We start from the raw sequence: 14681 nt of genomic DNA on the forward strand, positions 1-14681 counted from the left end.
ACGTGGCAAGCGACGAGGCCGAATTCACCCAGGCGTTCCGCGGGTACGACCGCGACGAGGTCGACAAGGCCATCCAGGGTCTGCGGCGCGAGCTGATCCACGCCAACACCCAGGCCGCCGAGAGCGGTCGCGAGTCCAAGCGGCTCGCCTCGCGCATCGACCAGCTGGAGAAGGAGCTGCAGCAGGTCGGCGCGCCCACCTACGCCGGCCTCGGCGCCAAGCTCGAGCACACGCTCCGGGTCGCCGAGGAGCAGTCCGAGCGCATCATCGCCCAGGCCGAGAACGACGCGTCCGCCCTGCGGCGCTCGACCCGCGACGACGGTGATCGGATCCTCCAGGAGGCGCGCGACGAGGCCGAGCGCCTGGTCACGGAGGCTCGCCGTCGCGCCGACCGCACCCGCAACGAGTCCGAGGCGCAGGCCGCCGCCACGCTCGGCAAGGCCGCCGACGACCGCGACGTGATGACCCAGGACGCCGTCCGCGAGGCCGCGGCGATCCGCGGCACGGTGGCCACCGAGGCGGCCGAGACGCGCGCGACGGCCAAGCGCGAGGCCGCAGCCATCCGCTCGGAGGCGGAGCGGGAGGCCGCCGAGATGCGCGCCGTCGCCGCCCGCGAGGTCGAGATCGCCCGCGCCGAGGCCGCCCGCCTCGCGCAGAGCACCGAGCTGCAGCGCGCCGAGGTAGCCTCCGAGGTCGCCCGCCTGCGCGCGGCGGTCGAGGCCGAGATCGCCCAGGCGCGGGCCGCCGTCGCGGCCGAGGTCGCGTCCGCCCGCGCCGCGCTCGACGCCGATGTCGCGTCGGCCCGAGCCGCGCTCGACGCCGAGATCACCACCGGCCGCGCCGATGCCGCCCGCGAGCTCGACGATCAGCGCACGCGCCTGGCGCACGACCGGGCCGAGGCCGTCGCTCTGCTGGACGCCGAGGTCGCCGGGCTCCGCAGCGCCGCCGCCGACGAGGCCGCGGCGCTCTCGCGCGAGGTCGAGCAGGCGCGGATCGACCTGACCGTCGAGCTCGCCGCCCGACGCGAGGAGGCCGACCGCGACCACCTCCTCCGTCACCAGGAGGCCGTCGCGCAGACGCAGCGATACCTCGACGAGTCGAACCTCCAGCTCGCCGATGCGCTCCGTCGCGCGAACGACAAGCGGCTCGAGGCCGACGCGCTCCGCAGCGACGCGCTCGACGAGACGACGCGACTGCGCCGCGACGCCCAGGACGAGTCGGACCGCCTGCTCGCCGAGGCCCGCGAGCGCGCCCAGGAGATGCTCGCCGACGCCGAGAAGCGCAACCGGCAGCTCGTCGCGACGGCGGAGGGGCGTCTCGACGAGATCCGCACCGAGCGCGACGCCATCGCCGGGTACGTGAAGGGGCTCCGCGGACTGATCGGCCACATCGACGAGATCTCGCTCGACTCGGACGACGACTCGGATGAGGACTCGGTGAGCGACGAGTCCGGCAGCGGCGATTCGGGCCGTGACGACTCGCGCGGCGACGACGCGACGGAGGACGCCGCTCAGCAGGACGGGTCCGAGCCGGACGACGCCGATCGGGACGACAGCGACCGCGAGGGCACCACGGGTACTACTCGCTGACCCGCTCGAGCCCGACGTGACCGAGGGGAGTCCGCCGACGCGGGCTCCCCTCGTCCGTCCCGGACATCAGCCCGGCTCGCCGTCCCACTCCGTCGGCAGGGGCGACGACGCCGGAGCGACCACCCGCACGATCTCGTCCAGCACGCGGCGCGTCTGCGCCTCGCCGACCCAGAGGTGCTTGCCCCCGGCGACCGGCACCAGCTCGCTCTGCGGGACCGACGCGAACCGCTCAGCGGCCGCCTCCGGACGCAGATAGTCGTCGAACTCGGGGATCAGCGCGACCAGGGGCCGGCCGTCCGCCGCCCAGGCGGCCACCTCATCGGCCGTGGCGCGGTGGAGCGGTGGCGACAGGAGGATCGCCCCCTCGATCGGGTGCTCCCTCCCCCACTTCAGCGCCAGCTCGGTGCCGAACGACCAGCCGACCAGCCAGGGATGCGGCAGGCCGCGCTCGGCGACCAGCTGCATCGCCGCGGCGACGTCGGCGCGCTCGCCCGTCCCTCCGTCGAAGGCGCCCTCGCTCGTGCCTCGCGGCGACGACGTGCCGCGGGTGTTGAAGCGCAGCACGGCGAGGTCGGCCAGCGCCGGGAGCCGCGCCGCGGCCTTGCGCAGGATGTGCGAGTCCATGAAGCCGCCGTGGGTGGGCAGCGGATGCAGGGTCACGAGCGTCGCGACCGGCTCGCGGTCGAGCGGCAGGGCGAGCTCGCCGACGAGCGTCAGCCCGTCCGAAGTGTGGAGCTCGATCTCCTCGCGCCGCGCGGGGAGGACGACGCCACCCCGGATCTCGTTCGTCATCGTGCTCCTTGGATGCGCCAGCAGTGGTTGTGCCAGTGACGGCGGCCGGCGAGGTCCGCCGCGTCGCCGAGGGCCCCGTCGCCGCGCCAGACGACGACGTGCGCGAGGCCGATGTCGATGGTCTGGCCGCAGCCGGGGCAGAGGTAGTTCTTCACGGCCCGGGCGGACGAGACGGGCTGCACGTTCCAGTCGCGGCCGGATCGCACCTCGGTGCGGCGCCAGCCGGCCATCATCTGCGACAGGTCGCGCGGTTCGTCGTCGCCCTCGCGCCGACTCCCCCGAGGTCGATTGCTGCGCGGCATTCCTCCAGTGTAGGAGCCGCTCCGGACGCGGCGACCGTCAGTGCGAGGTGTCGTCCATCTCGAGCCGCGTCTCCTCGGCGTCGAGCATGAGCTGCGCGCGTCGCAGGATCCGTGACGAGTACAGGCCGCGGCCCCGCGCCTCGAGCAGGGCCTCCCGTTCGGCCAGCAGCACCGCACGCCGGAGGATCAGGTACTGGGCGTGAGGTCCGAGCGGAGCGTCCTCCTGGCGATCCACCTGCTCCCACGCGACCTGCGAGCGCGTCAGCGTGTCGCGACGCACGCGCTCGAGCACCCGCGGGCCGACCGCCCCCTCGGGCAGCTCGGCCACGGCCTCGGGCAGCGCCTGAATGCCGGTCGCCGCGACCTCGTCGAGGAGGGTCGCGAGCTCGCGCCGATCGGCGTCGCGGTCGCTCCCCTGGATGCCCGTCAGACGGATCAGCGCCGGCAGCGTCGCCCCCTGCAGCAGGAGCGTCACGACGGCGACCGTGAACGCGATCAGGATCAGCTGCTCGCGGTACGGCGTCTCCCCGGGAAGCGATTGGGCCGCCGCGAGCGTGACCACGCCGCGCATCCCGGACCACGACAGGATCACTCCGCCGCGCCAGCCGAACGCCTCACTGGTCGTCGCCGCGAGATCGGTCTCGCGCCGCTGGTAGAGGCGCTCGGCGCGCTGCTGGCGCCGTCGGAACCGGTCGTCGCTCGTCGCGCTGTTGCGCAGCCGCATCACTCCGACCGCCAGCCGGCGGTTGATCCGCTCCGCCCGCCGCCCGGAGTTCCGCAGCCAGACGAGCAGCGGCCAGACGAACAGCGTCCGCAGCACGATCAGGAGCACCACGGTCGCCAGCCCGAGCAGGACCGCCTCGACGATGCCGAGCTCCCCCGGCTCGACCTCGCCGATGATCACCCGGATCTCGGCGCCCATCAGCAGGAACACCCCGTTCTCGAGGAGGAATTGCGCGGTGCGCCAGTTCACCCGCTCGCTGATCCGCGACTGCGGACTGAGGAAGCGGGCGCTGTTGTGCCCCGTGTAGATCCCTGTGACCACGACGGCGAGGACGCCGGACGCGCCCAGCTCCTCCGCCGGGATGTAGGCCAGGAACGGCACCGCGAACGACACCGCGGTGTCGAGCACCGGGTCGCGGAGCTTCGAGCGGACGAAGACGGTGATGACGCCCATCACGAGCCCGAGTGCCACCGCCATGACGACGGAGTAGACGAACAGCACGCCGACCTCGCCGACGTCGATCGCGTCGGACGAGACGCTCGCTCCGACGACCGCCGTCGCCGCGGTCGCGGCCCGCAGCAGCACGAGCGCGGACGCGTCGTTCACCAGGCTCTCGCCCTCGAGCACCGTCACGAGGCGTGGTGGCAGGCCGAGCTTCTTACCGATCGAGGTCGCGGCGACGGCGTCCGTCGGACTGACGACGGCGCCCAGCGCGATAGCCGCGGGGAGGCCGAGATCCGGGAGGAGGAGGTAGAGGAAGACGCCGACGGCGATCGCCGTCACGAGGACCAGCAGCACCGACAGGCCGAAGATCGACCGGAGGTTCCGCCGGAAGTCGGTCAGCGGGACCTGGATCGCGGCGGAGTAGAGCAGCGGCGGCAGCACGCCCGCCAGGATCAGCTCGGGCTCGACCTCGATCTCGGGGACTCCCGGGAGATAGGAGGCGCCGATGCCGACGACCACCAGGATGAGCGGTGCGGCGATGCCGAGCCGACTCGAGAAGCGCGCGACTGTGACGACCGTGATGATCCCGGCGACCCCGAGCAGCGCGTAGTCCACGCGCTCAGGCTATCGAGAGCGGGGCCGGGAACGCGGACGGGCCCCGTCACTGTCGTGAGGGGCCCGTCGGCGGAGGGACGCGAGTCCTCAGTACCAGTTCATCGCCTCGGAGTGCGCCCAGGCGCCGCACGGCGACCCGTAGCGGCCGGAGATGTAGCCGAGGCCCCAGGTGATCTGAGTCGCCGGGTTGGTCTGCCAGTCGGAGCCGGCGGAGGCCATCTTGCTGCCGGGGAGCGCCTGCGGGATGCCGTAGGCACCGCTCGACTTGTTCTCGGCGAAGGTGTTCCAGCCGGACTCGCGGGTCCACAGGAGCACGAGGCAGTCGTACTCGCTGTCGGCCCACCCGCGAGCGACGACCATGTCGTACGCGATCGCCTTCGCGGATCCGGGATCGGGCGCGGCCGAACGAGCGACGGGAGCGGCCGAGCGCTCCGACTGCTGCCCCTCCTCCTCCGCCTCCTCGGTCTCGGTGGGGGTCGGGGTGGGCGTGGGCGTCGGGGTCGGCTTCGCCTGCGCGTCGAAGGTGTCGCGCTGCACGGCGCGCTCGACCGGAGCGGCGACCACGAGTCGCTGGGCGGGATCGCCGTCGAAGCGGGCAGGGGCCTGGTAGTACGGGGAGGCGACCGCGCCGCTGGACGGGTCGACGACCGACACCATCACGAATCCGATGGATGCCGCGAAGGCGAGCACCGCCAAGGGGAGGCGTGCTCGGGAGCGACGTGCTGGGGCCTGACGCGGAACCGGGGGCTTCACGGCCAGGGGCCGGGAGACGGGTGGCTGGGCGACGGCGTTCGATTCAAGCTGACCCACGATTACGAAAGCATAACGGACGCGGGCCCGTTGGGCCAGGAACGGCGCGGAAGGTCAGCGGACGGCCAGCATGACGTCGATGACGGTGTCGAGCACGAAGTCGACCTGCGGCTCCGAGTAGCCCCCTCGCTGAGGAGCGAAGGAGACCGTGCGGACGTCGTCGACGCTGAGGACGGAGCCGTCGCGGAAGTACCCGGAGATGCGGTCGGCGAAGGCGTCGACCTGCCGGATGTTGTAGCCGGTGGTCAGCGCGCTGAGTCGCTGGAAGCGCTCGCGCTGCGGACGGGCCAGCCGGTTCACGACCTCCTGCGCGGTGGCGCGGGCCTCCCTGAGCCAGACGTCCTCGCCCTTCTCGGCGATCGCGTACTGACGCTCGCGACTCGCGAACGCATCCTCCAGCCGCTCGAGCGCGGCATCGACGTGCGGTGCGGAGTAGCCGCCCTTGCGGAGCGAGAACGCGGTGTGGCGGAGGTCGGCCGCGCGGAGGTCGGCCGGTCCGCCCGATAGCTGGGCGTACGCCTCGCGGGCCGAGGCGAGGAAGGAGTCGACCTCCTCGACGTCGTAGCCGGGGCGGTTGTCACGGGCGCGCGGGAAGGGAGCGGTCACCCGGACATTCTGTCAACAGCGGAGCCGAGTGCGGGCAGCGGCGCGTCGCCGAGCCCTGCCGACCCGTCAGTGAGCGAAGAGGAAGTAGAGGACGTAGGCCGCGGCCGCCGACGGGAGGATCGAATCGAGCCGGTCAAGCACGCCGCCGTGGCCCGGGAGCCACGAGCTCATGTCCTTGATCCCGATGTCGCGTTTGATGAGCGACTCCGCGAGGTCGCCGAGCGTCGCGCTCAACAGCATGACCGCGCCGAACACCGCGCCGACCCACCACGGCTGGCCGAGGAGGAGGACGGCGAGGAGGACGCCCGCGACGATCCCCGCGACCGCGGCGCCGGCGAAGCCCTCCCAGGTCTTCTTCGGGCTGATCCGCGGCGCCATGGGGCGCTTGCCCCAGGTCAGGCCGGAGGCGTAGGCGCCGATGTCGACGAGGATCACGAGCACGAGGAACGAGAGCGCCCAGAGCTGTCCGCCCTCCTCGGCCACGAGGCGCACGGCGAAGGCGCCGAGGAAGGTCACGTAGGCCTGGACGAACACGCCGAGCCCCATGTCGAGGAGCAGGTCGCGGCGAGTCGAGCTCGTCCGGCGCAGCAACTGCTCGCCGAGGCGCCACAGCGCGACGAACGCGGAGCCGCCGAGGACGGCGAGCCAGGCGGCGGAGATACCGCCGTAGTACGCGGCCGGCACGACGATCACCGCGGCGATGCCGGTCGGGATCCGCGGGATGTCCCGCCCGGCGTGCCGGAGGGCGTTCGAGAGCTCGAGCGCCGCGAGGACGACCAGCGCCCCCGCGAGCACCATGAACAGCTCCTTGATCAGGAGGAGGCTGACGCCCATGGCGCCGACGCCGATCACTCCGATCAGGGTGGCCGAGACGAGGTTGCGGCCGGAGCGCGCGGTCAGGCGGTCGTTCGTCGCCTCGAGCTGCGCCCTGGTCGCCTCGAGCTGGCGCTCGACGTCGGCCTTGCGCTGCTGGGCGCGCGCCACCAGGGCGTCACGGGTGACCATCCGGGAGCCCCGGGCACCCGGGACGTGCGGCTTGCGCTCCTCCCCGCGCTCGGAGCCCTCGGATTCGTCGGCCACCACTAGACCTCGAGCAGCTCGGATTCCTTGCGCTTCAGCGCCTCGTCGATGGCGTCGACGTGCTTCTTCGTGACGGCCTCGAGCTCCTTCTCGGCGCGCCCGACCTCGTCGTCGCCCAGCTCGCCCTTCAGCGCGTCGAGGTCGTCCTTGCCCTTGCGGCGGATGTTCCGGACCGCGACCTTGGCGTCCTCGGCCTTGGTCCGGACGATCTTCACGAACTCCTTGCGACGCTCGGCGGTGAGCTCGGGCAGGGTGACGCGGATGACGTTGCCGTCGTTCGACGGGTTGGCGCCCAGGTTCGGCATGTCCCGGATGGCCTGCTCGATGTCGCGCAGCGAGCCCTTGTCGTAGGGGGTCACGAGGAGGGTGCGCGCCTCCTGGTTCTGCATCGAGGCCAGCTGCGAGAGAGGCGTCGGGGTGCCGTAGTAGCTCACGAGAACCTTCTGGAACATGCCGGGGTTCGCGCGGCCGGTCCGCACGGTGGCGAAGTCCTCCTTGGCGACCTCCACGGCCTTGTCCATCTTGGTCGTCGCGTCGGCGAGTACATCCGAGATCACGGGGGCTCCTTAGAAGAGAGAAGTGGTCAGTCTAGTTCGAGACGAGAGTGCCGAGCCGGGCGCCCCGGATGGCCTTCGCGACGTTGCCGGACGGCTCCATGCCGAAGACCTGCATCGGCATCCCGTTGTCCATGCAGAGGCTGAACGCGGTCGAGTCGACGACCTTCAGGCCGCGCTGGAGCGCCTCCTGGTAGGTCAGCGTGTCGAGCTTCTTCGCGTCGGGGTTCGTGCGCGGGTCGGCGTCGTACACGCCGTCGACGCCGTTCTTCGCGACGAGCACGACGTCGGCGTGCGTCTCGAGCGCGCGCTGAGCGGCGACGGTGTCGGTGGAGAAGTACGGCAGTCCCGCTCCGGCGCCGAAGATCACGACGCGCCCCTTCTCCATGTGCCGGATCGCCCGGCGGGGGATGTAGGGCTCGGCGACCTGGGTCATCGCGATGGCCGACTGGACGCGCGTCTCGGCGCCGGCCTGCTCGAGGAAGTCCTGCAGGGCGAGGGCGTTCATCACGGTGCCCAGCATGCCCATGTAGTCGGCGCGACCGCGGTCCATGCCGCGCTGCGAGAGCTCGGCGCCGCGGAAGAAGTTGCCTCCGCCGACCACGACCGAGATCTCGACCTCGGTGGCGGCGTCGGCGATCTCGCGAGCGAGTGCGCTGATCACGTCGGGGTTCACCCCGAGAGTCCCGGCCCCGAACGCCTCCCCCGACAGCTTCAGAAGCACCCTGCGGCGCTTGCCCGTCGTCGTAGCATCCGTCTGCGTCATGGACGTCTTCCTCCCGTGGACCCGTACAAACCTATCCCGCGCGGAGCACGCCCCGCGACCACGCCCGGGGGCCTCCCCCGGGCAGAGCGAAGGGAGTCCGGGTCGACTGAACGACCCGGACTCCCCTGCTGCGTGTTACGCGCCGACCTTGAACCGGGCGAAGCCCGAGACGGTCAGACCCGCGTCGGCCACGACCTTGCTCACGGACAGCTTGTTGTCCTTGGCGTAGTCCTGGTCGAGCAGCGCGACCTGCTTGAAGTACGCGTTGACGCGTCCCTCGATGATCTTCGGCAGGGCGGCCTCGGGCTTGCCCTCGCCGCGGGAGATCTCCTCGACGATGCGGCGCTCGTTGTCGACCTCCGACTGCGGAACGTCCTCGCGCGCGAGGTAGGACGGGTTGGCGAACGAGATGTGCTGCGCGATCGAGCGAGCGGTCTCGGCGTCGTCTCCGGAGTAGCCCACGACCACGCCGACCTGCGGGGGCAGGTCCTTGTTGGTCTTGTGCAGGTAGATGGCGAAGTTCTCGCCCTGCACGGTGGCGATGCGGCGGAGCTCGACCTTCTCGCCGAGGATCGCGGCCTCGTCGTTGATGAGGTCGGCGACGGTCTTGTCACCGGCGGGGGCCGCGAGGGCCTCCTCGACGGTGGTGGAGCCGGCGGCGACGACGGCGGCGAGCACCGAGTCGGCCAGGGCGATGAACTTCGTGCCCTTGGCGACGAAGTCGGTCTCGCACGCGAGCTCGATCAGGGTGGCGACGCCGCCGTTCTCAGCGGCGGCGACGAGGCCCTCGCTGGTGGAGCGGTCCGCGCGCTTCGCGTTGCCCTTGGCGCCCTTGAGGCGGAGGATCTCGACCGCCTTGTCCAGGTCGCCGTCGGCCTCGACGAGCGCGTTCTTGGTGTCGACCATGCCGGTGCCGAGCTGCTCGCGCAGCGTCTTGACGTCAGCGAGGCTGAAAGTGGCCATAGTTCTGCGAACTCCTCTGTGGTTCTGGCGTCCGGTCGACCCGGTGGTTCCCGGTCGACTGCGGGACTCCAGTCTGTCTGAAGTGGTGATCGCGGTGGCGATCGGTGCCTGTCCGAGCGGAGCCGGGCGCCTGCGGTAAGCGGCGCCCGGCTCCGGCTCAGGAGGGGTGTCAGGCGGTGGCGGTCTCGTCGGCCGGAGCCTCGGTGGTCGCCTCGTCGGCGGCGGGGGCCTCGACGGGCGCCTCGTCGGCGGCGGGCGCCTCGGCCTCGGCGACGGCCTCGTCAGCCGTGGCGGCCTCGGCGTCGGCGACCTTCTCGGTCTCGGCGCCGGCCTGCGGCTCCTGGCCCTGGAGAAGCTCCTTCTCCCACTCGGCCAGCGGCTCGACGGCGGAGACGTTGCCCTCGGCCTCGGGCTTCTGGTGACGCTGGATGAGGCCCTCGGCCGCGGCGTCGGCGACGATGCGGGTGAGCAGGCTCACCGAGCGGATCGCGTCGTCGTTGCCCGGGATCGGGTACTGGACCTCGTCCGGGTCGCAGTTCGTGTCGAGGATGCCGATGACCGGGATGCCCAGCTTCTTGGCCTCGTCGATCGCGAGGTGCTCCTTCTTGGTGTCGACGACCCACAGCGCGGAGGGGGTCTTCGACAGGTTGCGGATGCCGCCGAGCGACTTGTGCAGCTTGTCGAGCTCCCGCTTCTTGATGAGGAGCTCCTTCTTGGTGAAGCCGCTCTTGGTGGTGTCGTCGAAGTCGAGCTCCTCGAGCTCCTTCATGCGCGCGAGGCGCTTGGAGACCGTCTGGAAGTTGGTGAGGAGCCCACCGAGCCAGCGCTGGTTCACGTAGGGCTGGCCGACGCGGGTCGCCTGCTCGGCGATCGCGTTCTGGGCCTGCTTCTTCGTGCCGACGAAGAGGATGGTGCCGCCGTGGGCGACCGTCTCCTTGACGAAGTCGTAGGTCTTGTCGATGTAGGCCAGCGACTGCTGGAGGTCGATGATGTAGCTGCCCGAGCGCTCGGTCAGGATGAAGCGCTTCATCTTCGGGTTCCAGCGACGGGTCTGGTGCCCGAAGTGGACGCCGCTGTCGAGCAGCTGGCGCATGGTGACGACTGCCATGAGTCGTTCTCCTTGTCTCGGGGTCCGGGCGCACGACGGCGCCGAACTCCCGTTCGGTTGTCTGCAACGGCCGGTCGGCACGTCGCCCTGGCGCCCGGCGTGCTCCCGCCTCGCCCGCGTGAGCGGAGGAGGACCGGTAGGAGCGGAGGCCGAATGGGCGCGCGTAGTCACCCCGACGAGCGAGGTGCTCCGAGCATCCTAGCACCGCGGAGGCCGCCTCCCCCGCTGGTGCGGGAGGGCGGCCTCCGGGGTGTCGAGGGGCGCTGCTAGTTGCGCGCCGACTTCATCACGGTGCGGATGTGCAGGGTGTCCATCTCCTCCAGCGACCGGCCCTTGGTCTCGGGCACGAACATGAAGACGAAGACGAACGAGATCGCGGCGAACGCGGCGTAGAGGCCGTAGGCGAGCGTCAGCGAGACGTCCTGCGACAGGATCGGGAACGTCACCGTGATGACGAAGTTGGCGATCCACTGCGCCGAGGCGGCGAGACCGAGCGCGGCGGCGCGGATCCGGTTCGGGAAGATCTCGCCGAGCAGGACCCAGACCAGCGGGCCCCAGGTCGCGCCGAAGAAGACGACGAAGGCGTTGGCCGAGACGAGGGCGATCGGGCCCCACGCGCCGGGCAGCGAGACGTCCTCGCCGTTGATGGTCGACTGGCTGAAGGCGATCGCCATCAGCGCGAGCGAGATCGCCATGCCGGCGGATCCGACCAGCAGCAGCGGCTTCCGGCCGACCTTGTCAACCAGGAAGATCGCCACGAAGGTGACGACGACGTTCACGACGGAGGTGAAGACCGAGATGGCGAACGAGTTCGACTCGTCGAAGCCGACCGCGCTCCAGAGCGAGGTTGAGTAGTAGAAGATCACGTTGATGCCGACGAACTGCTGGAACACCGAGAGCAGGATGCCGACCCAGACGACGGGCAGGAGGCCCAGTGCGGGGCCGCGCAGGCTCGAGCGCTTCGCGTTCTCGGCGTCCTCGTCGATGCGCTTCTGGATGTCGGCGAGGGCGTCGTCGACCTCCTCGCGGGGCGTGACGGTCGCGAGGACGCGGCGCGCCTCCTCCGTCTTGCCGCGGGTGGCGAGGAAGCGGGGCGACTCCGGCAGCGTGAGTGCGAGCAGGCCGTAGATCACGGCGGGGACGGCGCAGGCGATGAACATCCAGCGCCAGGCGGCGACTCCGAACCAGAACGGCTCGGCGGCGCCGTCCGCGCCGTTCGCGATGAGGGTGTCCGAGAGCAGCGCGGCGAAGATGCCGAGCGTGATGGCGAGCTGCTGCAGCGAGGCGAGGGCCCCGCGGATCGCCTTCGGGGCGATCTCGGAGATGTAGGTGGGGGCGATCACCGAGGCGATGCCGATGCCGAGGCCTCCGACGACACGCCACAGGACGAGGTCCCAGACGGCGAACGCCGCGCCGGCGCCGATGGAGGAGACGAAGAAGAGGCCGGCGCCGAGCAGCATCACCTTGATGCGGCCCCAGCGGTCGGCGAGGCGGCCCGCGAGGTACGCGCCGAGCGCGCAGCCCAGCAGCGCCGATGCGACGGCGAAGCCGATCAGCGCGGCCGATAGGTCGAACTCGCCCTGCACCGCCTCGACCGCTCCGTTCACGACGGAGGAGTCGAAGCCGAAGAGGAAGCCGCCGACCGCGGCCGCGATGGCCAGCCCGATCACCTTCCTCCGGAGCTTGGCTGCTGAAGGGGCCGGTGTCTCGGATCGTCCCGTGGTCATGATCGTCTCCGCTCTGGCTGCCGGCCGGCGGCGCTGATGGCGCCCCGTGCCGGATTCACGCGAAGCGACGTTACTCCCGAGTGCGGATCGGGCTCGACGGGTTGCATTCGCGAGCGATCCGAGACCGTCCTCCACCGGACGGGGCTCGCGCAGCTTCTCCCCCGGTCAGCGCGGGCGGCCGCCGGACTCGGCGGTCGAGCAGCAGGGTGAGCGGATGACGACGTCGATGCTCCTGCGCCCGGGCGTGTTCCTGGCGCTCCTCTCCGGCCTCCTGGGTTCGTCTGAGGCGGTGCCGCCGGGATCGCTGTGGGTCTCACCGGTGCCCGGATTCGTCGTGGTCGAGCCCTGGCGGGCGCCCGAGCACCGGTACGCGGCGGGCCACCGGGGCATCGATCTCGAGGCGACCGCCGGAGCGCCTGTCGTGGCCGCGACCGGCGGGACGGTGTCGTTCGCCGGGCGGGTGGTGGACCGCGGGGTGGTGAGCATCGAGCACGCCGACGGGCTGGTGTCGAGCGTCGAGCCGGTGGAGGCGACCGTGTCGGCGGGCGCGGTGGTGGCTCCGGGGGACGTGATCGGGACGGTCGGCGGCGGAGGCCACTGCGACGGGCGGTGCGTGCACCTGGGCGTCCGGGAGGACGGGGAGTACGTCTCTCCGATGCGCTTCTTCGGCGGGATCCCCCGCGCGGTGCTGCTGCCTCTCGACAGCGCGTCAGGCGCGCGGGTGCGCGAGCCGGTAGGCGTCGCGGATGCGCTCGGTCGAGACGTGCGTGTAGATCTGGGTCGTCCCCAGGCTCGCGTGGCCGAGCATCTCCTGCACCGAGCGGAGGTCGGCTCCCCCGTCGAGCAGGTGGGTGGCGGCGGAGTGGCGGAGCGTGTGCGGGCCGGAGGGGCCGGAGCCGTCCTCGAGGAGGCGGGTGACCACTCCGTAGACCGTGCGGGGCGTGAGGCGCGCTCCCCGTCGGCCGAGCAGGAGGGCGTTCTGCGACTCGGGCTTCGCCAGGACGGGACGGGCCGTGTCGAGATAGGCGACGAGCGCCTCCTTCGCCGGGACGCCGAAGGGGACGACGCGCTGCTTCGAGCCCTTGCCGGTGACGAGGACGGTGAGACGTGAGAGGTCGAGATCGCCGATGTCGATCGCGACGAGCTCCGAGACGCGGATGCCGGAGGCGTAGAGCAGCTCGATGATCGCGAGGTCGCGGAGTGCGACGGGGTCGTCGGTCGCTCCGCGCGCCGTCACGGAGTCGATCACCTGCTCCGTCTGCGCCTGCGTGAGGACGCGCGGGAGGGAGCGGCCCGCTTTCGGAGTGCGGAGCCGCGCGGCGACGTCGGTGGGCGTGCGCTCGGTGCGCTGCGCCCAGGAGGAGAAGGAGCGGACCGCCGCGGTGCGACGGGCGAGCGTGGCGCGCGAGACTCCCGTCTGCGTCTGCTGCCACAGCCAGTCGCGGAGGAGCTCGAGGTCGACGTCGGCGAGGCTCGCGACGCCCTTCGTCGCCGCGTGGGCGAGGAGGGTGGCGAGGTCGCCCCGGTATCCCTTCGCCGTCGCGGGTGAGAGCGAGCGCTCGTCGAGCACGTAGCGGAGGAAGTCGTCGACGGCTCCGGCGAGGCTCGCGTCACGCACGTCTCCTCACGCCTCCACAGCCGGCATGCGCGACCAGAGGTCGATGCGGCCCTGCTCGTCGAGCTCCTCGAGCCGTTCGATCAGATCGGTGCCGAAGCGGGTGGCGATCGGAGCGGTCGCGCTGGGCACGAGCGAGGTCGCGATGGTCTCGGGGTGCACGTGGACGAGCGAGAAGCTCTGGGCGCCGTCGATCCCACGCAACTCCCGTTCGGGCGCGCCGAGGTCCATCGTGTAGCTGGTCGCGCCGGCGACGAAGACGGGGACACCGGCGAAGGTCGCCGCCGTCGGGTAGTGCAGGTGGCCGCCGAGGATCGCGCGGACGTCGGTGCCGCGGACGACCTCGTCGAGCCGCTCGATGCCGCGGAGCTCGAGCACCGTCATCGCACCGAGCGGAGTGGGGAGCGGCGGATGGTGGAGGGCGAGGATCGTGCCGAGCGGAGCCGGAGTCGCGAGCTCGCGCTGGAGGCGCTCGAGCTGCTCGTCGGTGAGCGCGCCGTGATGGAAGCCGGGAACCGCGCTGTCGAGCGCGATGAGCCGCAGTCCGTCCAGGTCGACGACCTGGTCGACCGGCGCCTCGCTGTCGTCGTGCGGCTGGTCGAGGAGCACGCGTCGGAACGCCCGCCGCTCGTCGTGGTTGCCCATCACCCACACGATCGGGGCACCGAAGCGCTGAGCGAGCGGATCGAGTGCCGCCTTCACCCGCCGGTAGGCGTCCTCCTCGCCCCGATCGGCCACGTCACCCGTGACGACGATCGCGTCGAGTCGACCGCCGCGCTCCTCGAGCCGTGCGAGGGCCTGGTCGAGGCGCGCCACTGTGTCGACCACTCCGTAGAGCGGAGCGCCCTCGGCGAGGAAGTGCGTGTCGCTGAGGTGCGCGATCACCCGATCGGCCGCCCGGAAGTGCCCGAGCTGCGGATGCTCCGCCGTCGTCGTCGCCTCGTCGTCCATGCGGCTCCCCTCGCTGACCTGGTTTCAGCGTAGGG

The 14681-nt window shown here is 71.6% G+C and carries 14 protein-coding genes and 1 pseudogene; 2 read left to right on the forward strand and 13 right to left on the reverse strand.

The window, feature by feature from the left end; genetic code table 11:
- Positions 1-2 precede the first annotated feature (2 nt).
- Positions 3-1589 carry a DivIVA domain-containing protein gene (locus tag LRG51_RS03025; protein WP_055792526.1) on the forward strand — a complete coding sequence of 529 codons (1587 nt, stop codon included), beginning with the start codon at positions 3-5 and terminating at the stop codon, positions 1587-1589.
- 66 nt (positions 1590-1655) lie between these two features.
- Here the strand turns inward: LRG51_RS03025 and LRG51_RS03030 are convergent, their stop codons facing one another.
- From LRG51_RS03030 to LRG51_RS03080, 11 genes are all read right to left on the reverse strand, one after another.
- Complete coding sequence (locus LRG51_RS03030; RefSeq protein ID WP_230671106.1) at positions 1656-2381, reverse strand: alpha/beta hydrolase; 726 nt, start codon at positions 2379-2381, stop codon at positions 1656-1658.
- Positions 2378-2683 carry a hypothetical protein gene (locus tag LRG51_RS03035; protein WP_055792532.1) on the reverse strand — a complete coding sequence of 102 codons (306 nt, stop codon included), beginning with the start codon at positions 2681-2683 and terminating at the stop codon, positions 2378-2380. The genes LRG51_RS03030 and LRG51_RS03035 overlap by 4 nt, the downstream gene beginning before the upstream one ends.
- 37 nt (positions 2684-2720) lie before the next feature.
- The gene (locus LRG51_RS03040; protein WP_055792535.1) at positions 2721-4466 is read right to left on the reverse strand and encodes a cation:proton antiporter; all 1746 of its coding nucleotides are present in this window, start codon (positions 4464-4466) and stop codon (positions 2721-2723) included.
- A gap of 87 nt (positions 4467-4553) precedes the next feature.
- Positions 4554-5156 carry a lytic transglycosylase domain-containing protein gene (locus LRG51_RS03045; protein WP_230673073.1) on the reverse strand — a complete coding sequence of 201 codons (603 nt, stop codon included), beginning with the start codon at positions 5154-5156 and terminating at the stop codon, positions 4554-4556.
- A 174-nt stretch (positions 5157-5330) separates the two neighbouring features.
- Positions 5331-5882 (reverse strand): DivIVA domain-containing protein, encoded by a 552-nt coding sequence (locus tag LRG51_RS03050; protein ID WP_055792541.1) that lies wholly within the window; start codon positions 5880-5882, stop codon positions 5331-5333.
- Positions 5883-5948: 66 nt separating this feature from the next.
- Positions 5949-6962 carry a phosphatidate cytidylyltransferase gene (locus LRG51_RS03055; RefSeq protein WP_230671108.1) on the reverse strand — a complete coding sequence of 338 codons (1014 nt, stop codon included), beginning with the start codon at positions 6960-6962 and terminating at the stop codon, positions 5949-5951.
- A gap of 2 nt (positions 6963-6964) precedes the next feature.
- Positions 6965-7519: a ribosome recycling factor gene (gene frr / locus LRG51_RS03060; protein WP_056867011.1), complete on the reverse strand. Its 555-nt coding sequence runs from the start codon at positions 7517-7519 to the stop codon at positions 6965-6967.
- A 31-nt stretch (positions 7520-7550) separates the two neighbouring features.
- The gene (gene pyrH, locus LRG51_RS03065) at positions 7551-8282 is read right to left on the reverse strand and encodes a UMP kinase (protein WP_055792548.1); all 732 of its coding nucleotides are present in this window, start codon (positions 8280-8282) and stop codon (positions 7551-7553) included.
- A gap of 135 nt (positions 8283-8417) precedes the next feature.
- On the reverse strand, positions 8418-9245 hold the full coding sequence (gene tsf, locus LRG51_RS03070; RefSeq protein WP_230671110.1) for a translation elongation factor Ts: 828 nt from the start codon (positions 9243-9245) through the stop codon (positions 8418-8420).
- 169 nt (positions 9246-9414) lie between these two features.
- Positions 9415-10353 carry a 30S ribosomal protein S2 gene (rpsB, locus tag LRG51_RS03075; protein ID WP_055792555.1) on the reverse strand — a complete coding sequence of 313 codons (939 nt, stop codon included), beginning with the start codon at positions 10351-10353 and terminating at the stop codon, positions 9415-9417.
- Between the two features lie 266 nt (positions 10354-10619).
- Positions 10620-12080, reverse strand: a complete 1461-nt coding sequence (locus LRG51_RS03080) for a sugar porter family MFS transporter (RefSeq protein ID WP_107575088.1) — start codon at positions 12078-12080, stop codon at positions 10620-10622.
- 226 nt (positions 12081-12306) lie between these two features.
- On the opposite strand from LRG51_RS03080, the pseudogene LRG51_RS19615 reads away from it, so the two are divergent.
- Positions 12307-12723 (forward strand): annotated as a pseudogene (locus LRG51_RS19615) (murein hydrolase activator EnvC family protein); the annotation flags it as partial.
- A gap of 66 nt (positions 12724-12789) precedes the next feature.
- Here LRG51_RS19615 and LRG51_RS03085 read toward each other — a convergent pair.
- Together LRG51_RS03085 and LRG51_RS03090 are read right to left on the reverse strand one after the other, a co-directional pair.
- A complete protein-coding gene (locus LRG51_RS03085; RefSeq protein WP_230671112.1) occupies positions 12790-13698 on the reverse strand; it encodes a tyrosine recombinase XerC in 909 nt (302 codons plus the stop codon).
- Positions 13699-13704: 6 nt separating this feature from the next.
- Positions 13705-14646 carry a phosphodiesterase gene (locus LRG51_RS03090; RefSeq protein WP_230671114.1) on the reverse strand — a complete coding sequence of 314 codons (942 nt, stop codon included), beginning with the start codon at positions 14644-14646 and terminating at the stop codon, positions 13705-13707.
- Positions 14647-14681: the final 35 nt, after the last annotated feature.

This window comes from Rathayibacter sp. Leaf248 (assembly GCF_920939495.1).
Classification (GTDB): domain Bacteria; phylum Actinomycetota; class Actinomycetes; order Actinomycetales; family Microbacteriaceae; genus Rathayibacter; species Rathayibacter caricis.

Bases quoted from the DNA above. Each gene is read 5' to 3' on its own strand.
- LRG51_RS03030 (WP_230671106.1), bottom strand. From the start codon at position 2,381: ATGACGAACGAGATCCGGGGTGGCGTCGTCCTCCCCGCGCGGCGCGAG.
- LRG51_RS03035 (WP_055792532.1), bottom strand. From the start codon at position 2,683: ATGCCGCGCAGCAATCGACCTCGGGGGAGTCGGCGCGAGGGCGACGAC.
- pyrH (WP_055792548.1), bottom strand. From the start codon at position 8,282: ATGACGCAGACGGATGCTACGACGACGGGCAAGCGCCGCAGGGTGCTT.
- tsf (WP_230671110.1), bottom strand. From the start codon at position 9,245: ATGGCCACTTTCAGCCTCGCTGACGTCAAGACGCTGCGCGAGCAGCTC.
- rpsB (WP_055792555.1), bottom strand. From the start codon at position 10,353: ATGGCAGTCGTCACCATGCGCCAGCTGCTCGACAGCGGCGTCCACTTC.
- LRG51_RS03080 (WP_107575088.1), bottom strand. From the start codon at position 12,080: ATGACCACGGGACGATCCGAGACACCGGCCCCTTCAGCAGCCAAGCTC.
- LRG51_RS03090 (WP_230671114.1), bottom strand. From the start codon at position 14,646: ATGGACGACGAGGCGACGACGACGGCGGAGCATCCGCAGCTCGGGCAC.